Here is a 20,286-nt window from a genome sequence, read left to right as displayed (position 1 = left end):
CGTTATCATGAACGTCAGGTTTTTCATTTCGACGTCGCCAAGGATCGCCTATGCCGACCAACGACAGCTCCCGCAACACGACCAATTCCACGCTGCAACGGGGTCTGATGCTGCTCGAGAGCATCGCCACCGCCGTGCATGGCGTCAGTGCCGCCGACCTGGAACGACAGCTGGACATCCCCAAGCCGACGCTCCACCGACTGCTCAAGCAGCTCGAGGAACAGGATCTGATCGTGCGGGACCCAGAGGGCCGTCACTTGCTGCCGGGAGATCGCCTGCATCAGATGGCCATGGGGGTCCTCGCCAACGAGAGCCTGAAGGCTCCGCGCCGGATGCTGCTCAAGCGTCTCGCCGAAGACGTCAACGAGACCTGCAACCTGACCCTGCTGGAGGGTCACGAGGTGCTCTACTACGAACGGGTGGAGACCAACTGGCCGGTACGCATCCAGCTGCCCCCGGGCTCTCGCATCCCACTGCATTGCACCGCCAGCGGCAAGCTGTTTCTTGCCCTGATGGGCGCCAACCAACGCCGCCAGCTGCTCAAGCACTTGCCGCTGGAGGCCTACACGCCCTACACCGCCACCGACGCCGACGAACTCGAACGCCGCCTTGAGAACATCGCCGCCAACGAGCTGAGCACCGACAACGAAGAGTTTATTCAGGGCATGGTGGCTATCGCAGTGCCCATCTACGACACAGCGGGCCGTATCCAGGCGACGCTCGCCATTCACGCCCCGCGACTGCGCCACACCATTGATTCGCTGATGGAGTGGGCCCCGCTGATGCGCCGTATCGCCGGCCAGCTGCAAGAAACGTTTCAGCGCTGAGAAGCGGTCCAGCAGCGTCTCATCTTGAGAGGCCCTGGGCTCGACGACATGAAGAGCCCGACGCTGCGCGACGTGACGAGACGTGACGCTGCACCGGGCTCTTTTAAAGGGCTTTTTTAACGAGCTCTTTAAACAGGTTGTTTCCACAGGATCACACCGGTGGCACCACCACCACTGGAACGCTGGCACGCTTGATCACGCCCTTGGTGACCTTGCCGGCGTAGGACGCGCTGAACCCCCGTTTATTGGTGGCCATGACGATCATGTCGCAATCATGTCGGGTGGCATAACGGATGATTTCCGACGCCGGATATCCCTCCACCACGGCACGAGCGGTGATCAGGCTCATGTGGCTCGGCGAGTCGGCGGATACCTTGTCACCGCGCTGTCGGCCGCTTAGTTCGCTGTCTGCCGGGTAACTCCCCAGCCAGTCCTGCTGCAGCGCCTCGATAAACTCATCTAGGCGCTGTGCCGCCTGTTCGCGTCGCTGTTCCATCAACGCATCCAGAGTGCGTCGTTCGCGAATGTTGGCCTTGAGGGTCTGCATCACATCGTCCGAGAGTGACTTGACGGCGTGCAACACGTGAACCTCTGCCTGGCAGGCGCTGGCGAGGCTGAGGCTATGGGCCAGGACCTGACGGCAGTCATCCTTGAGCCCAAGGCAACACAGCACACGTGAGATGGTGGTAGGCATGGCAACCTCTCTATGGGGTGTCAGGCCGGGACGCTGGCGTGGCGGTTCCCGGCGAGGTTCAGAGGGCGAGTTCAGAGGGCTAGTTCAGAGGGCGACACTCACACTGGCGCCCGCGACGCCGCCATGACCCGGCGGCACCTGCACGACGTCAATAGCCAAGAAGCCCGGGTAGCCACAGCGACAGTGCCGGGAAGTAGGCAATCAGGAACAGCGCGAATACCGATGCGGCGGCAAATGGCAGCGCCTTCAGCGAAATTTCCTCGATCGACGATCCTCCGATACCTGACGCTACGAACAGGTTCTCCCCCAGAGGCGGCGTCTGGAAGCCGATGGCCAGTGCGCACACCACTACGATGCCCACATGCACCGGATCCATGCCCAGCATGTACATGATGGGCAGCAGAACGGGCGTCAGGATCATGATGGCCGCCAGGGTTTCCATGAACATGCCGACAAACAGCAGGAAGGCGATCACCATGGCCCAGATGAGATACAGATTGTCGGTCAATCCCAGCATGCCCTCGGCAATGATGGCAGGAACCCGCTGCTCGACCAGCAGTCGTCCAAAGACGGTCGCGGTGAACAGGATCAGCAGCACCCGGCCAGTGATCCAGGTAGTCGTCTCCAGGGTCTTCAGCGTGGGTTTCCATTTCAGCTCGCGGTGCAGGAAGATGCCGACGATCAGGGTGTAGGCAATGGCCACCACGGCGGATTCCGTGGGGGTAAAGAGTCCACTGTAGATACCTCCCAGAATGATCAGCGGTGCCAGAATCGACCACACACCGCGCTTCAGACTGCGGCCAATGGTCTCCCAGGACCAGGTATCACTGAGCCCCGAATAGCCACGGCGTCTGGAGATCACATAGTTGATGGTCAACAGGCAACCGGCAATGACCATGCCGGGCACGATACCGGCGATGAACAGCTTCGGAATCGACAGACTCTGGAAGGCGCCATGCTGCGCCACGGCCTCGGCGGGGGGCTGCAGCCCCATGCCCGAAATCCCGAAGATCACCATCGGAATCGACGGCGGAATGACCACTCCCAAGCCACCGGACGAGGCGGTGATGGCGGAACCATAGCCGCGGTCATAACCACGATTGGCCATGGCAGGGATCATCAGCATGCCCACGGCAGCGGTGGTGGCGGGCCCCGATCCGGAGATGGCCCCGAAAAACATGCAGGCAAATACCGTGGCGGCGGCAAGCCCCCCCGTCACCGGACCCGCGAAGGCTTCCGCGATATCGACCAGGCGTCGGGATATGCCTGCAGCCTCCATCAATGCTCCCGCCAGTATGAAGGCTGGCAATGCCATCAACGGAAATGAGCCTACCGAGGTAAAGGCAATCTGGACGAAGGCCATGGGGTTTTCCCCCAGCCACAGGTACGTCGCCAGGGCGGCGACACCCAGCGACACCGTAATCGGAGCCCCCAGCAGAAGCAGCAGAAAGAACACGCCAAATAGCACGTAGATCAGGCTGGTCTCCATCGCTACTTCTCCTCGGCCGAGGGTGACAGTGCGGCCATCCGTGCTTCCTCAATGGCTTCGGCCTCCGGGTCTTCCGGCTCCCGATGCTGAACAAAGCGCACATAGTTGTTCTGCACGATACGTAGCGTCATGAGCACGAATGCCAGCGGCAGGATCAGGTAGAACACCTTCATCGGCACCCCAAGGGTCTGGGATTTCCAGAAGTCGTTCATCCGATGGAACACGAAGTCGTAACTCAGCCAGATGAACACCAGATTGAAGCCGACCCAGATCAGATCGGTCAGCACACCACAGGCAAGCCCCACCCACCTGGGCAGGAAGCGAAACTGAAACGTCACCCGGTTATGGGCAGACTTCTTGGCGGCGTACACCGCGCCCAGATAGGCAAACCAGACAAAGGCGTAGGTCGCCAGCTCATCGGCCCAGGGCAGCGAGTAGCTGAACAGATTGCGCAGCAGAATCTGCGCGAAAAGGAGAACAACAAAGGTCACCAGCAGTAACTGACACAGCCAGTTCTCGAGATTGTCCACCATCTTCCAGACACATTTCATCACGACGACCTCCGAGCAGTCGCCGCCGCCCCTGCCAGTGGAGTCGGCGGCCATGGTGCCCGACACCGGGCACCAGGAGGGTTCAAGGACATTCAGGCGAGGGACGCTATTCAGGGAGCGGGGTCACGTCCTAGAGCGGCCAGGGCGGCATCCAGTTTTTGCTTGCCGCCAATGCTGTCGTAGAAGTCGGGCCAGATGGCAGTGGCCTGTTCGATCCAGGCCTGTTCGCCATCGGCAGGCTCGGTGATTTCCATGCCGTGCTCTTCTACCAGGCGCGTCTTGATGGCGTCTTCCTGGGCAAGCAGGTAGTCATAGCTGTGGTCGGTGGCCTCCTGAGCCGCTGCCAACACCCACTGCTGCTGTTCCTCGGACAGGCTCTGGAACTTGCCTTCGCTGATGATCAGCGGCTCCATGGAGAACACATAGCAGCTGTCGGTCACATGATCCTGGACCTCGTAGAACTTCATCGCATCAATGGTGATGTAGGGATTGTCCTGACCGTCGACCACGCCCTGCTGCAGCGCCGTGAAGGTCTCCGACCAGGCCAGAGGATTGGGGTTGATGCCCCAGGCCTGATAGGCCGCGATCATGATCTCGTTCTTGGGCACGCGAATGACCAGCCCATCCAGATCGTCCGGGGTTGCTACCGGATGGGACGAATTGGTCAGCCGTCGGCATCCCGAATAGGCCCAACCGAGGATGCGCACGCCAGCATCGCGAATGGTGTTCTCCACCATTTCCTGGCCGATCGCGCCTTGGGTCAGGGTGCGGGCATCTTCGGGGCTCTGAATGACATAGGGGAGTGTCATTACCCCCACCGTTGGCGAAAAGGGGGTGATATTGTTGATCGCCAGCACCGACAGGTCGAGCAGCCCCATGCTGGCGTTGTTGACCGTATCTTGCTCGCTGCCAAGCTGACCGTTGGGGAACAGGTCGACGTTGATCTCACCCCCTGACTTTTCCTCGATCAGGGTGGCAAAGGTCGATCCAAGCTCATATTGGGTGCCACCGGCGGCATCACCCAGCGCCATCTTCCAGGTCGCCGCATGGACAGTGGTCCCAGCGCTCAGCAGCGCCAGTGACAAGCCGGTAACCAGCCCGCGCGGCAGAACGCGTGAGGACTTGGGGTGCGTATAGGGTGCCTGGTAATGCATGAGGAACTCCCATCATTGTTGTACCGCATCGAGCGGAATATTGTGTCGGGTGTTTCATTTCAGGGGCGGTCGGCGGCATGTTGGCTTCGCCGCCTCACCATGATGCTTACTCTCTATCGACAAACGCGCACCCCATAGGACCAACGCGCCGCCATCGTTTGGGCCAGCCCCCCGGCTCCTCTCGACAGCGTGCGTTGTCTGTAGGATCGTAAGCAGCGGTAGCGAATCTCTTCGTCGCCCCACAATGCCAATAATGACTATCAGGAATGCACCAGCGGAATGAGCGCCCCCCTGTTTCGACTCAACGCCGACCGTAAGGAAAGCCTGCAGTGCCAGCTGCGCGAGCAGATCGCCCGCGCGATCATCGAAGGCCATCTGCCTACTGGAGAAGCGCTTCCCTCTAGCCGGCGCCTGGCCAAGGAGCTGGGCGTCGCGCGCAATACTGTCATGCTGGCCTATGACCAGCTGCTGGATGATGGCTATCTGGTGGCCCGAGAACGCAGCGGCTACTTCGTCAATCCTGACATTCTGGCCGGGCGCGTTGCCGCCACCGGGGCCGACAATCACGCTGCCGCACGCACTGCGGCCGCACCCGAGCTGCCCTGGGAATCACTGCTGACGCGCCGGCTCGCCCAGCAGCCCTGCATCACCAAGCCGACCGACTGGCTCGACTACGACTACCCATTCCTCTACGGTCAGATCGATCCCAACCTCTTCCCTACCCAGCATTGGCGCGAGTGCAGTCGTGACTCGGTGAGCGTGCCGGCGATTCGCCGCTGGTCTGCCGACCACCTGAGTGAAGACGACCCCTTGCTGGTCGAACAGATTCATCAACGCCTGCTGCCACGCCGCGGCGTCTGGGCACGACCCGAGGAAATCCTGGTGACGGTGGGCGCGCAGCAGGCGCTGTGGATCAGCGCGATGCTGACCCTGGGGCCACAGCGCCGCTTTGCCATGGAAAACCCCGGTTACGTCGACATGGTCAACATTGCGCGCACCTTTACCGACGATATTCTGGCGGTGGACGTGGACGACCAGGGGCTGGTGATCGATGACCGACTTGCCGGCTGCCATCTGGCCTATGTGACGCCTAGCCATCAATCCCCTACCGGCGTCACCCTGCCGCTGGAGCGTCGCCGACAGCTGCTCGAACGCGCCGACCACGACAATTTCCTGGTGATAGAAGACGACTACGAGAGCGAGACCAACTTCATCGACAACCCGACCCCCGCCCTCAAGAGTCTGGATACCAGCGGTCGGGTCATCTATGTGGGGAGTCTGTCCAAGACGCTGGCGCCTGGCTTGAGGCTCGGCTACATGGTGGCGCCCCCTGCCTTCATCGCTGAAGCGCGCGCCCTGCGTCGCCTCATGCTTCGCCATCCAGCGACCAACAATCAGCGCAGTGTGGCGCTGTTTCTCGACCGGGGCTATCACGACGCTCTGCTGCGCCAGATACGCCAGACCTATCAACGTCGCTGGCACTTGATGCGGGATGCCCTGGAAGCGCACCTTCCTCAGTTCCAGATCCGCTCCACCTTTGGCGGCTCGTGTTTCTGGCTGGAAGCGCCCGAGAGCACCGACGTCGGGCTGCTCAAGCGTCTGGCCCAGGAGCAAGGCGTGCTGTTTGAAGCGGGAGACGTGCATTTCCTTACCCAGCCGACACGTCCCACGCTGCGCCTGGGTTTTTCTGCCATCGACGAGTCACGCATCGAAGCCGGCATCGAGCGTCTGGCCTCACTGCTGCCCTCACTGCGGCAAGAGGCAAGTACGCCGGTGCATCGCGGCTGAACGCACATCCGCTTAAGCGTCGGCTCCACACACCATCGCCCCTTAGGGCAGCGCTGAATACACCAGCCAAGCGGTATGAGGCGCTAGGCGCCCGCGACGCAGCGAATCGGCGGCGCAGCCATTGATGCAGGTGTCCCCTGGCGGGCTGGCCGCGTGGCGATCTATGGGTGGTCGATCAGATGTTCAAGCGGCTCTTCGAGCTGTTCAATCTCCTTGATCAGACCGTCAAATGCCTCGCTCTGGCGGCCGATACAGACCAACACCGCTCCAGTCACCGGACGGCCATGGGGGTGCCAACGACCTCGCGATCCGCTGTATTGGAGGCTGTACCAGCCACCTTCGCCCGCGGCCTGCCTGAGAAAGCCCTTGGCCCGATACAGGCAATCGCGGTAGCGCTCCAGCACCGTCACCAGTCGATCGGCCGCCACCGCTCCGGTGAAGTGCAGGGTACGCTGCCTCAGCCCGGAGTGATCTGTGTGGCCCCCTGACGCGTCGGCGCCCGCCGGATGCTCAGAAGACCCCGCCATCGTGCGGTCAAGCTGGCTGTCAGCGCCGCCACATGACTGAGCGGCGACATCGCCATCGTCCCAGGCCCCGGTTTCCGATACCAGGGTGGCTCCTGGCGCCAGCTTTCCCAACCAGGCCAGCAGGCGTTCTCTATCCTCTTCGTCCCGAGGTAGACGATTCACCAACAAGCGCCGCGCCGACGACAACTGAGCGTGCCAGAGGTCACTGACCTGAACGTCTTGGGCCAGGCGCCGGGCCTGGCTGGCATCGACCAGCACCACGGTATCGGAAAGGCTCAAGCCCGGCGCCAGTCGAGCGATGTCGCCGATGCGCCAAGGGTTGGCGACACCGCTGGCCTCGATCAGTATCTCACTGGGCCTGGCCTTCAGCCGCAACGCCTGGGACAGCTGCTCTGCCAGGGTCCCGCCCAGGGTGCAGCAGACGCAGCCATTGGCCAACGACAGCACGCGATCGTCCCGGTAATCGATCGATGCCACATCCACATTGACCTTGCCGACGTCGTTGACCAGGATCAGCGCATCCACCACGTCACCCGCCGCCAGGCGTCGATTGATGTAGGTGGTCTTGCCTGCCCCCAGGAAACCGGCGATGACCGTGACCGGAACCGCCTCGAGGGCACTGCGCTGCGCTGAGCCCCGCGGACGGATGCTTGCGGGCTCAAGGCTGTCCCTGGCGGCTTCCATTGCCTCAGCCCGCACTATTCCCTCAGTCCGAACTATTCCCTCAGCCCCTTCTATCCTCTCAGCCCCCATGGGACCACTTGCCAGATCGTCATGGACCATCTCATCTACCTTTGTTGATGCCCATTGCAGGCGGCCGTATCCATCGCGCTCTCTTGCCCTTTGCCGGGCACCCTGTCGCCAGCGACGGAGTCAGCAACCTTCATCCTGTGTGGCTTGCCTTGCGTTGGTGGATACGCCCGCCCAGCATGGTGGCATGTACCCTGATGTCTCGCAGGGCTTCGGCCGGTTGTTCAAGCGGGTCCTGATCCAGCACGGCCATGTCGGCAAACTTGCCCACTTCCAGGCTGCCCACGCGATCATCCATCCCCAGGGTGAAGGCGGCACCCAGGGTGATCATCTCAAGGGCGGCCTCAACGCTGACGGCCTCCTGCTCACCAAGCCGACGGCCGCTGGCGGTGGTGCGGTTCACCGCGCACCAGGCAGTAAACAGTGGCCCCAAAGGAGTCACCGGCGCATCGCTATGGATCGCGGTCATGATGCCCAGGCGTCGCGCAGACGCCAGTGGCTCCAGTCGCTGGCAGCGAGAAGGCCCCAGCGTGCGCTCCAAGTGGATGTCGCCCCAGTAGTAGATGTGGTTGGCGAACATGTTGAGACACAGCTCCAGCCGGGCAGCCCGTCTCAGTTGGGCGTGGTCGATGACCTGGCAGTGCTGCAGGGTATGGCGATGATCGGGGCGCGGCCACAGCGTCAACGCCTGGGTCAGAGCCTCCAGCATCAGTTCGACGGCCTCATCTCCATTGGTATGGATATGCAGCTGCAATCCCGCCTGATGGTACGCCTGTACCAGCTCCGTCAAGGCGGCGGGGTCGGCATTCCACATGCCATTGGCGTGGCCGTCATGGTAGTGGGGCCATTTCAGGCGGGCGGTGTAGCCCTGAATCGAGCCATCTGTCATCAGCTTGGCCGGGCCGAACACCAGTCGGTCATGACTGTAGGTCTTGGCACGCTGTAGACGCGCGATCCCCTCCTCCGCCGACCAACCCAATACCCCCATGGCAGGCACCAGCCGCACCGGGAAATCGGCGGCCTGGGTCGCCTCCCGCATGGCCTCGATGGCCTCGTCGGTCATCGGGTTGTAAAGATCGGTGATGGTGGTCACGCCACAGGCACTGGCAATATCGCCGTATCGCTTGAGCGCCTGAGGCGAGGCCACCGCATTGAACAGGTTATTGCCGATGGCATCGAACACCACGAACATGGCCGCCATTTCCTGCAGCTCACCGTTTGGCCGTCCCTGGTCATCCAGTCGTACCCCTTCCACCCTCGGGCCTTGCTCGATCCCGCTCAGCTCCAGCATCACACTATTAACCGTCATGCTGTGAAAGCTGGCGTGGAGGATCACTAGCGGCCGGTCTGCGACGGCCTCATCCAGCTCTCGACGACTCAGTCGCTGCCCTGGAAAGTAGACCGGGTCGAACCCCCATGCGATCAGCGGCTCCCCCTCGTCCAACGTGGCCGCATGCTGGCGCAGGCGCTGCTGCACCTGGGCGATGGTCTCAAGGCCGCTCCATTGCTGGCCAAGATGATCCTGGCGCGGGAAGAATCCAAGGTACAGGTAGTCCCACATCGCGCCTTCCAGGGCATGGCTGTGGCCTTCCACGAAGCCCGGCAGGATCACCTTGTCGGCAAACTGATCATCGGTGCGGGCATGGCTCGGCATATCCTCGGCGCCGCCCACCGCCAGGATTCGGTCATCGTGCACGGCGACGTGGGTGGCCCGGGGCTGGGATGGATTCATGGTCAGCACGCGGCGAGCAGGATAGACAACGATACTCATGAGCGAGACGCTCCCTTGGTCACGGTCGATGAAAGGCTGGCGGGTGAGCTGGTGTATGCAGGTTGGTCGACGCTGGCGGCCCAACCTGACGATGGCGAACTATCTCGCCCGTGGCGGCCCCACATCAGCATCAGCGGGATACAGGCGACCAGGGCCAGCGCCGTGCCACCAAAGGCCAGCAGATAAGTGCCTGCCCCCAGAGACGGCGCGATCGGCGCGAAGATCATCAGCAGGTGCAGCGTCGCCAGCACGATGGCCAGGTTGAAGAAGGCCAGCTCCTTGGGCACGGAGGTGGAAAAGTCGGCGTCCATCATTCGCAGCAGAAGCAGCCCGGTACCGGTGGAACCACAGCAGCAGCCAAAGGACGTCACGGTTCGCTCCGGTCCTAGCTCGCCGCTCAGCCGCCCCATGACCAGACACCCCAGCAGCGTCGACAAGGTGACGGCCAGCGTGACCAGCAGGATGGGCACCAGCAGCGCGTAAAGCACGGCAAACTGGATGCTCATCAGGGTGCCCACCACCATGAAGTCCACCGAACTGCCGGTAATCCGCTTGAGCGTCTCATCATCGACCCGATGAGCGAGGCCAAGACGGTCAATGAGCATACGCATCAGCACGCAGACGCCCAGACCGTGCAGGAAGAACAGGTTGTGACTGAACAGCACCCCCACGTTGATGCCGAAGGGTGTGGCGTCACCGATCACCCCCTGGATAAAGGTCAGCCAGAGGTGCGTGACGACATAGGCAATCGCCAGCAGACCAAGGTGATAGGCCAGGGAGTCCAGATTGCCAGGGTGGGAGATCATGCGCCCCATCGATGGCAAGGAGGTCGCGTCGGCCGCCTCGCCGGCACGGGTGAAGAAGCCGCGACGGAAGTTGTCGTCCAGGCGTGAGGCGCGGTTGGCGTTCAGTCCCTTGGACAGATAGCGTCGCGCCAACGGCACGCCTAGTGCGAAGGCCATCAGGAATCCAAGCGAGGCATAGATAAGTCCCACCTGGGCGGCATTGGCGATGCCGTACTCGCTCTCCCAGATAGTGCCGTAGGTCAGCGCCTGTCCGGGCCCCTGAGTGAAGCCATGGGTGACGATGGCACCGAGAAAGGCGCTGATCTCGCTGCCGGTCACCGCGTCGTAGCCGCTGACCACGAGGAAACCGATCACGCCCTGAAGGCCCAGGCTGATGCTCCAGGCAAGGGTCATCCACATGCCGCCGCGAAAGATGCTGCCACCGCCGGCCTCGCTCTGGCGCCCGCTTCCGGTCAGGCACAAGGACATGAAGCTCAGGGTAAAAAAGTGAAAGGTCAGCGCGGTGAAATCTCCTGGCTCATAGCCAGGCAGCAGGCCCAGCGACAGCGCCAAGAAACCCAGCAGACCACCGACAATGCTGGCGGGAACCAGCGAGGCTCGCAGCCAGCCAAGGCGGCTGCGCAGCTGACTGCCAAGCCATAGCATCAAGGCCAGCAGCGCAAAGGCAGTTACCCCGTGAAAGGAATCTTGCATGATGGAGTCACCCGACGGTTGTTATTGGAAGTGAAGCGGATGTTCTCAGCCTAGGACCACCGTCGTTGCTCGTATAATATCAATTAGGTTTCATGCGATACCGATGAGGCATCAATGCGCATAGAACTTCGCCATCTCTCCGCTTTTGTCGCCGTGGCTGACTGCCTGCACTTTCGTCATGCCGCTGAGCGGCTCAACGTTGCACAGCCTGCTCTCAGCCGCACCATTGCTCAGCTGGAAGAGGCCATCGGCGAGACCCTGCTGCTACGCAACAACCGCCAGGTCAGGTTGACCGAGCCCGGACGCGTCATGCTGGAGGAGAGTCGCCAGATCCTGCGCCATCTGGACGAGGCGGTGCTCAAGACACAGCGAGCGGGACGGGGGGAGCTGGGACGCCTTGCCATTGGCTACACCGACTTTGCCATCACCGGGGAACTGCCGGCATTGCTGGATGACTTTCGCCGGCTGCACCCGGATATCCACTTTGACCTGCACTTCGGTTCAACGGCATCACAGCTACAGGATCTGACGGATTGCCATCTGGATTTCGGCTTCGTCACCGGGCCTGTGCTGACCCCAGGCCTGTGCTCACGTCCTATCCAGCGCGACCGTTTCATTGCTGCGGTCAGCGAGCATCATCCCCTGGCACAGCGCCGGAGTATCCGCCTGGAGGAGCTCGCCCACGAGCCGTTCATTCTCGGCGCACACAGCATGTGGCACCACTTCCGTCAAAAGCTCGAGTTGATCTGCCGCGAGGCGGGATTTGAGCCCAAGGTGGCGCAGGAAACCTTCAACAGTGAGACGATCTTCGCCTTTGTGGCCTGTGACTTTGGCGTCACCGTGCATCTGGAGTGCGCCAGCAACTACCTGCGCAAGGGGGTAACCATGGTGCCCCTGGAAGGCGTGCAACACAGTCTGGTCACGGAAGTGGCCTGGCGCGAAGGGGAGCTGACGCCGGTACAAACGGCCTTTCTGCAGCGGCTCGACAAGCAGCTGCCGCCAGAGCATTGAGGGTTCGACGCCTTACGCGTCCGACCACTCTAGAGCGAACGGGATGGCGAGTCCGCCGCCCCACATCACAACGACGTCCAGGCCGTCCCGATGGGCACGGCCTGGCTCCCTTGACCCAGCGAGGCAACAGCGCACGTTACAAGAGCGTGGTACCGGCGTCGCCGAATGTCGTCATAGCAATTCGTCCTTGACGTAGTAGTAGCGGTAGAGAAAACGCTGGCCAGCGCGGCGGAAAGGGGCAAACGCCTGCGACTCGATGCGCTCTCTCAGATTGGGAAACGGAAGCTTGGACGTAAAGATCGGCAACTCCAGGGTAGCGCCCTCACCTGCGATCCACTGTGCCAGCCGCTTGCCGGCCTGGGCCGAGTACATCACCCCATTTCCACCGTAACCGAGAGCGTAGTACACGCTTTCCCGGGGATCAGGCTGGTGAATCCGCGGCATCATGTCGTGGCTGACATCGACCCAGCCCCACCAGGAGTAGTCGATCTCGATACCGGCCAGCGCCGGAAACTTGCGCTCAAGATCGGCCTTGAGCATGGCGGCGTAGCGTTCTTTCGGCGCATCACGACCTGAAATCGCGCTGCGACTGCCGATCTGCACCCTATTGTCGGGCAACAGTCGGTAGTAATGGCGCAGGATGCGCGTGTCGGTGAGCACCTGGCGCGTGCGAAACCCGGTCGCCTCGATCTCGTCGGACGTCAATGGGCGAGTGACCATGGAATTCGACAGGATCGGCAGCAGCCGATTATGCAGCGAACGGTGGAGCTGACCGGTGATATAGCCCCCGGTGGCAATCCCGACCGCCCGCGCCTTGACCAGACCGCCCGGTGTGCGCAGGTAGTGCGTGTCGCCGCGGGTCTCCCAGCCCAGAACCGGACTTGCCGGGTGTACCTTGACGCCCAGAGCACGTGCCTTGCGGTGGTAACCAAAGGCCAGCTTTGCCGCATGAATACCGATGCCCTCAGGCTCATGCATGGCGCCTGCCGCCTCACTGTCCCCCACCCACTCACGCTTGACGGTGTCGCCATCGATGATCCGCGCATCGTAGTCGAAGGTGTCCCGCAGCAGTCGCGCCTCTTTCTCCAGGCCCGGCATCATCCGATCCTTGTGGGCGATATACAGATGCCCGCCGGGCTGTGGATCGCAGTCAATGTCGGCGATCAGGGACTTGAACGTCTGCATGCCCTCGACGCATTCCCGATGCAGCTTGAGCGCCGTATCGAGACCGTAACGTGCAATCCACTGGGAGCGCTTGAGGCGCCCTGAGGCGCACTGAGCCTGGCCACCGTTGCGCGTGCTGCAGCCCCAGCTCACCCGATTGGCTTCCAGTACCGTGGCCTTGATGCCATAGCGCTCCGCCAGGAAGATCGCCGCGGTCAGCCCCGTGAAACCCGAGCCAACGATGACCACGTCGGCATCGGTATCGCACTCAATGGGGCCGTCGTCGGCAGGTGGCTCGCCGGCGGTGGCGACCCAGTAAGTGGGCGCATAGTCACAGCCGGTACCCACCTGCTTCGCCGTCAGCGGGTCATAGGCAGGATCATAAGGGGCGCGCGCAGACGTCGCCGCACCTTTGCCTTGCAGCGGCCCCTGGCCGGTGGCATCCAACGCTCGCTGCTCCGCGGTCTTTAGCTCCAGCATGTCGCTCCTCCCGGATCGCGAATGGGGTACCCTCAGCCCTGACGAGTCGGCGTGGCCGGCCGCTGCTTGCGGAAGGCATTCTTCACCGCAATCTTGCCGTCGCGGAAGGTAAAGGCATCGATCATGCGAGCCTCGGAGCGCATACCATCGGCCGTGGTCCCACAGTAGGTGCTCTCGCTGTAGCCGCGATCTCCAATCACCTGATGCACCCCGTCAAGCCACTGGGCATCCGGGGCATTTTCCCAGGCCGCCCTGAGTCCAGCGCGAACCTGCTCCTGACCATGAAAGGTCTTGCCCAGCAGTTCTGGGCCAGCCACGGCATGGAATTCGCAATCGTCGGTCATCATCGACATCACCGCGTCGATATCGTGACGGTTGAGCGCATCGGCGAAATCGGCGAGAAACTGGGCGTCGGGTTGGCTCATGGAGGTTCTCCTTGTTGTTCACAGCGCGACTGAGCGCCTAGAGCAGTATCGTTATTGTGTTGGCGAGGCCCTCTTGGCCTCGTCTACCCCCGAGCCTAAAGGCCCCGAGCGCTCGTCCCTTAGCACCAGTTGCTCGCTGTCGATTGGGCCAGCCCTGCGGGTGACGCCGAATCCTGCACATGGTGTGCGTCGTGCCCAAGCCGATAGGGTGCCGGGTCCACGCAGGGTCGCTCACCCAACAGCAACTCCACGCCGAGTCGAGCCGCCGCGGGCGCCAGCACCAGACCATTGCGGAAATGGCCGGCATTGACGTGGAGTCCAGCCCAGCCAGGCACCTCCCCGATAAAAGGAATGCCGCCAGGAGAGCCAGGTCGCAGGCCGGCCCAGTGATGCTCGATACTGGCCCTGGAAAGCGCTGGCAACAGCCGCACCGCACTGCGATACAGCGACACCCGTGCCGCGCTGGTGGTGGTCTTGTCGAAGCCTTGGTGCTCCAGGGTGGACCCCACCAGAATGCGTCCATCCCGACGCGGGATCAGGTAACGCCCATCCGCCAGCACCACCCGTGAGAGCGGTCGAGTACCATAAGGGGGCTTGAGCACCATCATCTGTCCCTTGACCGGGTTGACTGCCAGACCAACCCCGGCTCGCCGCAGCAGTTCGCCGCTCCATGCTCCACCACAGACCAGTATGCGCCCCCCATCGATGCGACCCTGCACGGTCTCTACCCCGACCACGTCATCGCCTCGGCGCCTGAATCCAATGACCTCACAATCCTCCCGGACTTCGACCCGGCGATCCCGTTCCAGCCGCGCGCGCAGGGCACGCCCCAGGCGCGGGTTACGCAAACTGCCGAGTGTGGGCATCCACAACCCGCCCTGCTGCCGACGCAGCCAATCGGTCTCGGCGAGCCCTGGCTCGAGGCCGCAAATGGCATCGGCGTCGATGTCCTCCAATGGCTTGCCGAAGCGCTGCGCCCACTGTCGCGCGTCCTCGGCATCGTCCACCGCGAGATACAACAGGCCATGCCGGGTGAACTGCGGGTCGACCCCGGTCTCGTCATATAGCTGGCGGCACAGCGCCGGGTAGACGCCTTCAGACAACGCTGACAGCGCAGAGACAGGCGCGCTGTAGCGCCATGGATACAGCGGCGAAACGATGCCACCACCGGCCCAGGAAGCCTCTCCGGCACAACGACCCCGCTCTACCAGCGTCACCGTCAGGCCGGCTTGTGCCAGACGCCAGGCACTCATCATGCCGATGACGCCTCCACCCACCACGATCACATCCCGCATGTGCTTCTCCCCCTTGTTCACGGCGCCCCACTCATCCCAAGATGGCCAGAAACCATTGAAATCTCATTTTTCGATACAATTTGCGTTATTTTTTAAAACACGTCTATAGTGTCATCACTTTCACAGCAGCGCACCAGGACACACGACCATGGCCGATGCCCCTTCCCTGCTCGATGACAGCCTCCCCGCCCAGCAATGGCACAGCGCCCGGGAGATCTTCGGTATCGATTCGGACCTCAAGGTGCCGGTATTCACGCAGCGAGACGATCATGTGCCCGCCATGGATGAGGCCTATCGCTTCAACCCGGACGTGACCCTGGCGATCCTGGCGGGTTTTACCCGCAACCGTCGGGTGATGGTTCAAGGGCTTCATGGCACCGGCAAGTCGACCCATATCGAGCAGGTCGCGGCGCGCCTCAACTGGCCCTGCGTGCGCGTCAACCTGGACGGTCACATCAGTCGCCTCGACCTGGTGGGCAAGGACGCCATCGTGATCCGAGACGGCGTGCAGGTCACAGAATTCCAGGAGGGCATCGTGCCCTGGTCACTTCAACGGCCGGTCGCCCTGATCTTCGATGAGTACGACGCGGGCAGACCCGACGTCATGTTTGTCATCCAGCGCATCCTCGAGCGCGATGGCCAGTTCACCCTGGTCGATCAGAACCGGGTCATCCGTCCACACCCGATGTTTCGCCTGTTCGCCACCGCCAATACCGTGGGCCTGGGCAACCAGGACGGCCTCTATCAAGGTACCCAGCTGCTCAACCACGCCCAGGTAGATCGCTGGAACATTGTCGCCAAGCTCGACTATCTGCCGCGGGACGAGGAAGTGAACATCGTGCTCGCCAGGGTGCCGAGCAAGGACAACGAGCGTGGCCGGCGCCATGTGGACGCCATGGTGGCGGTGGCCGAACTCACCCGAAAGGGCTTCGCCAACGGCGACCTGTCGACGTTGATGTCGCCACGCACGGTGATTACCTGGGCCGAGAACTGCGAGATATTCCGCGATCCTGCGCTGGCATTTCGCCTGTCGTTTCTTAACAAGTGCGACGAGCACGAACGCGCTCTGGTCGCGGAGTTCTACCAACGCTGCTTCGATGAGGAACTGAGCGAGTCCATCGCCCGCGGCGACGGTGGCAGTACAGCATCATGACGACCCCAGGCGATGCGACCCACGCCAGCGCCTTGGCCAGAACACGGCGCCAGCAATATCTCGAAGACATCGAGGCGGCGGTACTGCGAGCCCACACCGGCGACAGCCGCTGGTTCTACGCCAGCCGTCGTCTCTACCACGGGCAACGACGAGTCCCCCTGCGGGCCCCTCACCTCAAGCTTGCCGATGACTGCCTGTCGATTACGGGCTATCGCGCGGTCAGCGATGCCCTGGCCCTGCGCGAGCGCTTCAGCAACGACGCGCTTCACCAGCACCTACGGCCAGCAGAGCCCGAACCACGGCTGATCTACGACTGGCTGGAGCAGTGCCGCGTGGAAGCCTTGCTGGGCCCCGGGGCACCGGGCATGGCGAGCAACCTCGAACAGCGCTTCCGACAGTGGTCGCTGGACTACCATCACGCGCAATTCACCGAAACTGCCCTCGGACTGTTGCTGTTCTGCGTGATTCAGATCAGTCGCTCGCGGCTGATGGCGGCACCGATGCTGGAAGCGTTCGAGGACATGCTGGAGGCCACCCGGGCCAATATCGTACCGGCCCTCGGCCACGCCCTGGCGGGACTGCGACGCGAGCGTCACGATCAAGCGGCCTTCCAGCGTCACGCCCACGCCATCGCCGATTGGATAGCTGCCCAGCTGGAAGGCTTTGAGCCTCAGCAGGATCGCGAGCAGGAGGACAAGGATCCTCGCCGTGCCCTGGCCCTGCTGCTGGACAGTGAAGATGACCTGGAGGAAGAGATCCCGGTCGCGCTCAGCGGGCAAAGCCGTCTACTGGAAGATGACGCCAACCGCTACCGCGCCTTCACCACGGCTTATGACAGCGAAAGGCGTGCCGACAGCCTGGTCCGGCACGCGCTGCTGGTGGAGTACCGCGACCGTCTGGATCAGCGGCTCGCCGCCCAGAAGGTCAACGTGCGCCGGCTGGCCCGGGCCTTTCGGCGTCATCTGTCGGTGGTGGAGAGAGATGGCTGGAACGACGGCGAAGAAAGCGGCGTGATCGACGGGCGCCGACTGTCGCAGATCGTGACATCGCCCCAGGAGCGCCGCGTCTTTCTCCGCGAACGCCATCGACCCGTCAGCGATGCTCAAGTCAGCCTGCTGATCGACTGCTCCGGTTCCATGAAGGTCCACGGTGAAGCCATCGCTACCTTGGTGGAGCTATTGGCCCGGGCGCTGGACATGGCGGGGGTAAGCAGCGAGGTGCTGGGCTTCACCACCGGCGCCTGGAATGGGGGCCGTGCCCAACGGGACTGGCTCAGGTCAGGCAGACCCGCGGCCCCGGGACGCCTCAACGAGGCACGCCATCTGATCATCAAGGACGCCAGCCAGCCCTGGCGCCGCGCCCGGCTGGGACTGGCGGCCCTGCTCAAGGCCGATATCTACAAGGAAGGGATCGACGGCGAAGCCGTGCAATGGGCCTGTCAGCGGCTGATGAGCGCCGACGTCAACCGCCGCCTGCTGGTCGTGATCTCCGACGGCAGCCCCTCGGATAGCGCCACCAACCTGGCCAACGATCGTCACTACCTCGACCACCACCTGCGCTCGGTGGTGGCGACGTACAGCGGCGGCAACGGTCGTCGTTCCGGCCCCATAGATATCGTTGGCCTCGGCGTCGGTCTCGACCTGAGCCCCTACTATCCGAGACACCGAGTCATCGACATCGGTCAGACCCTGGACAATACCCTGCTGGATGACGTGGTGGAGCTGATGCTGTCGAAGCGGCGGTATTAGGCTTGGGGGACAAGCGCCAGGTAAGGCCTTGCGATACCATCCCCGTCCGTCTTAAGCGATGAGGTCAGCGTGAAGTGGTCACCGAGTTTCAAGCCTGAAGCGTCGTCCTTAATAGCTCAACGCCAATCAAGAAGTGCACGCTGTTGATGGACAAGATCAGGCTAATGGGCGTGTCATCCAACTGGCAGAGCCAACTGCTACGTCCCCGGGCCACCCCGTCTCCGCTATCAGGGTGTGCGACCTTGATATGCCCAGAGTAGGCATCCCTCTGCGAAGCAACTTCACCTCGCCTTACACATGCCAGTTATATGTAAAGAAAAAGCTGGCACCTTTACACATGGAGTCACGTCTATCAGTTTTGTCGGCGCTGCGTTACACAAACACTTTCTCGAAGAGTCATGACCGGAATAGCCGCAGGTAACGCTCAAAGACAAATATCCGGTTACGCTGGTAGCCAGTTATCTCGTTCAACATCTTATCCTCGACCATCCTGTTGAGCAGCGCAGAGGCGGTCTGATGCGTCACCTCCAGCAGTTCGCTGACCTGTCCTGCCGTTACCGCAGGACGCCTGTAGAGGTGTCTGAGCAAAGTCTGTACATTCTCGGCCCGCTTGCCGTAGCCAAAGGCCATGCGATCCATTTCCTGGCGCAGCTCGAGGATCCCGGTAAAGGTGGCCTTGCCCTTACCAGCGGTCTCGATGATGGCCGATAGGAAGAACTTGACCCAATGGACCATGTCATTAGACATCCGCACACGAGTCAACGCATCGTAGTAGCTGGCTCGGTTGCGCTCGAAGAAGTCTGACAGGTACAGCGAGGGCTTGCGTAACAGGCCCTTGCTAACTAGATAGAGGGTGATCAGCAGCCGCCCGATACGGCCATTCCCATCCAGGAAGGGGTGGACGGTCTCAAATTGGTAGTGACTTATAGCGATCCGGATCAGCTCCGGCACGTTGACACTATCGTTGTGCCAAAAGAGTTCCAGATCCCCCATCAGCTCAGGCACCTCACTGGGATGAGGCGGGATAAAGGCTGCATCCACCAAGCTACTACCACCTATCCAGTTCTGACTGATACGAAAATCCCCGGGAGACTTGTGCTCACCACGTACCCCCTGCATCAGGATGGCGTGAGTATGCTTGAGTAGCCGGTTGGATAACGGAAGACGCTCCAGCTCCTCGACCGCTTCGTTGATCGCCTGAATGTAGTTCTGTACTTCGTGCCAATCATCGCGCTTTTCGGGTGCCAACTGGCTGCTATCCAGTACCGCCTCATCCATCTCGGTTTGCGTGCCTTCGATACGAGAAGAGTTGTTGGCCTCCTTGGTGATGTGCATCTGGATGAATAAATCCACATCCGGAACGATCAAGGTAAAGGCATCCAGCTCCGCCAAAGCGCGGGAAGCGCGTTCCAGCAAGGTGTTGATCTGGGGGGCCTCCCAGCTCCACTCTCTGTTCACCGTCACCGGGCTGAAGCTTTTGTACTGATACTGGGGCAGCCACTGCCCTGCCTGAAAGGTTTCAAACTTCATTAGCCGACTCCTTGTCTTAACAGTCAGTGGCTCGCGCTATGGCCGCCATGGCAATCTTGAGGTGGTACACATACTGACCGGCTCGCCAGCAACGTCCATCGGTTTTTCCGGTGACGGCGGCGGAGATCAGAGCGGCGCGGCCTTCGAGCAACACTATCACTGCGCTCATTGCCTTAACAACAAGATGTAAAAATCACTATTTCAAAGCCGAAAACCGCAGATAAACTACCTATTGTTCGCGTACGAAAATCACTATAGTGGGACTCTCATTAACCTACTAGACGCACCGCCAACCTATATAACGCTGACTGCCTCACGAGAAGCGACCTCTGAAGTTAAAATGCAAATCGACACTTCTAACACCATGTAAAAGATCGCACCCCTCCTCTACCCCAGAAATCAAATCAAGTAAGCGGAGGGGGGGGGGTGA

At 61.9% G+C, this 20,286-nt stretch carries 16 protein-coding genes; 5 read left to right on the top strand and 11 right to left on the bottom strand.

Translation table 11 applies throughout. The features are described from left to right. Window positions 1-50: 50 nt before the first annotated feature. Window positions 51-827: an IclR family transcriptional regulator gene (locus tag KUV41_RS08735; protein ID WP_206942781.1), complete on the top strand. Its 777-nt coding sequence runs from the start codon at window positions 51-53 to the stop codon at window positions 825-827. Window positions 828-978: 151 nt separating this feature from the next. Here the strand turns inward: KUV41_RS08735 and KUV41_RS08730 are convergent, their stop codons facing one another. The 4 genes from KUV41_RS08730 to KUV41_RS08715 all read right to left on the bottom strand — a co-directional run bounded on the left by KUV41_RS08730 (window position 979) and on the right by KUV41_RS08715 (window position 4,715). Continuing rightward, complete coding sequence (locus tag KUV41_RS08730) at window positions 979-1,521, bottom strand: universal stress protein (protein WP_222485614.1); 543 nt, start codon at window positions 1,519-1,521, stop codon at window positions 979-981. A gap of 148 nt (window positions 1,522-1,669) precedes the next feature. Next, window positions 1,670-3,010: a TRAP transporter large permease gene (locus KUV41_RS08725; protein WP_222485612.1), complete on the bottom strand. Its 1,341-nt coding sequence runs from the start codon at window positions 3,008-3,010 to the stop codon at window positions 1,670-1,672. Window positions 3,011-3,012: 2 nt separating this feature from the next. Further along, on the bottom strand, window positions 3,013-3,615 hold the full coding sequence (locus KUV41_RS08720; RefSeq protein WP_261395960.1) for a TRAP transporter small permease: 603 nt from the start codon (window positions 3,613-3,615) through the stop codon (window positions 3,013-3,015). A gap of 56 nt (window positions 3,616-3,671) precedes the next feature. Beyond that, window positions 3,672-4,715, bottom strand: coding sequence for a TRAP transporter substrate-binding protein (locus tag KUV41_RS08715; protein ID WP_222485610.1), 1,044 nt, complete (start codon window positions 4,713-4,715; stop codon window positions 3,672-3,674). 279 nt (window positions 4,716-4,994) lie between these two features. Between KUV41_RS08715 and KUV41_RS08710 the strand changes: the two genes are divergently transcribed. Then, on the top strand, window positions 4,995-6,503 hold the full coding sequence (locus KUV41_RS08710) for a PLP-dependent aminotransferase family protein (protein ID WP_222485608.1): 1,509 nt from the start codon (window positions 4,995-4,997) through the stop codon (window positions 6,501-6,503). 161 nt (window positions 6,504-6,664) lie between these two features. On the opposite strand, the gene KUV41_RS08705 is transcribed toward KUV41_RS08710, so the two are convergent. The 3 genes from KUV41_RS08705 to KUV41_RS08695 all read right to left on the bottom strand — a co-directional run bounded on the left by KUV41_RS08705 (window position 6,665) and on the right by KUV41_RS08695 (window position 11,050). Beyond that, entirely contained in the window at window positions 6,665-7,714 is a 1,050-nt protein-coding gene (locus KUV41_RS08705; protein WP_222161993.1) for a CobW family GTP-binding protein, read from the bottom strand. Window positions 7,715-7,913: 199 nt separating this feature from the next. Further along, on the bottom strand, window positions 7,914-9,551 hold the full coding sequence (locus KUV41_RS08700; RefSeq protein ID WP_222485606.1) for an amidohydrolase: 1,638 nt from the start codon (window positions 9,549-9,551) through the stop codon (window positions 7,914-7,916). Then, the gene (locus KUV41_RS08695) at window positions 9,548-11,050 is read right to left on the bottom strand and encodes a sodium/glutamate symporter (RefSeq protein ID WP_222485604.1); all 1,503 of its coding nucleotides are present in this window, start codon (window positions 11,048-11,050) and stop codon (window positions 9,548-9,550) included. The genes KUV41_RS08700 and KUV41_RS08695 overlap by 4 nt, the downstream gene beginning before the upstream one ends. 114 nt (window positions 11,051-11,164) lie before the next feature. Between KUV41_RS08695 and KUV41_RS08690 the strand changes: the two genes are divergently transcribed. Further along, window positions 11,165-12,061 (top strand): LysR family transcriptional regulator, encoded by an 897-nt coding sequence (locus tag KUV41_RS08690; protein WP_206942799.1) that lies wholly within the window; start codon window positions 11,165-11,167, stop codon window positions 12,059-12,061. A gap of 171 nt (window positions 12,062-12,232) precedes the next feature. On the opposite strand, the gene KUV41_RS08685 is transcribed toward KUV41_RS08690, so the two are convergent. The 3 genes from KUV41_RS08685 to thiO form a co-directional block, all read right to left on the bottom strand. Beyond that, complete coding sequence (locus KUV41_RS08685; protein ID WP_222237376.1) at window positions 12,233-13,705, bottom strand: NAD(P)/FAD-dependent oxidoreductase; 1,473 nt, start codon at window positions 13,703-13,705, stop codon at window positions 12,233-12,235. Between the two features lie 32 nt (window positions 13,706-13,737). Further along, a complete protein-coding gene (locus KUV41_RS08680) occupies window positions 13,738-14,130 on the bottom strand; it encodes a nuclear transport factor 2 family protein (RefSeq protein ID WP_222237375.1) in 393 nt (130 codons plus the stop codon). Window positions 14,131-14,249: 119 nt separating this feature from the next. Next, window positions 14,250-15,425: a glycine oxidase ThiO gene (thiO, locus tag KUV41_RS08675; protein ID WP_222485602.1), complete on the bottom strand. Its 1,176-nt coding sequence runs from the start codon at window positions 15,423-15,425 to the stop codon at window positions 14,250-14,252. 148 nt (window positions 15,426-15,573) lie between these two features. Here thiO and KUV41_RS08670 point away from each other — a divergent pair, with 148 nt between their 5' ends. Then, entirely contained in the window at window positions 15,574-16,578 is a 1,005-nt protein-coding gene (locus KUV41_RS08670) for an AAA family ATPase (protein WP_222161987.1), read from the top strand. Beyond that, window positions 16,575-18,326 carry a cobaltochelatase CobT-related protein gene (locus KUV41_RS08665; protein ID WP_222485600.1) on the top strand — a complete coding sequence of 584 codons (1,752 nt, stop codon included), beginning with the start codon at window positions 16,575-16,577 and terminating at the stop codon, window positions 18,324-18,326. The genes KUV41_RS08670 and KUV41_RS08665 overlap by 4 nt, the downstream gene beginning before the upstream one ends. A 396-nt stretch (window positions 18,327-18,722) precedes the next feature. Here the strand turns inward: KUV41_RS08665 and KUV41_RS08660 are convergent, their stop codons facing one another. After that, window positions 18,723-19,856, bottom strand: a complete 1,134-nt coding sequence (locus tag KUV41_RS08660) for a Fic family protein (RefSeq protein WP_222485598.1) — start codon at window positions 19,854-19,856, stop codon at window positions 18,723-18,725. Between the last annotated feature and the right edge of the window lie 430 nt (window positions 19,857-20,286).

The sequence above is a fragment of the Halomonas sp. DP8Y7-1 genome (genome assembly GCF_019801685.1).
Lineage (GTDB): Bacteria > Pseudomonadota > Gammaproteobacteria > Pseudomonadales > Halomonadaceae > Halomonas > Halomonas litopenaei_A.
The sequence above is the reverse complement of the archived record's forward strand: the minus strand, read 5'-3'. Positions and strand labels throughout refer to the sequence as shown.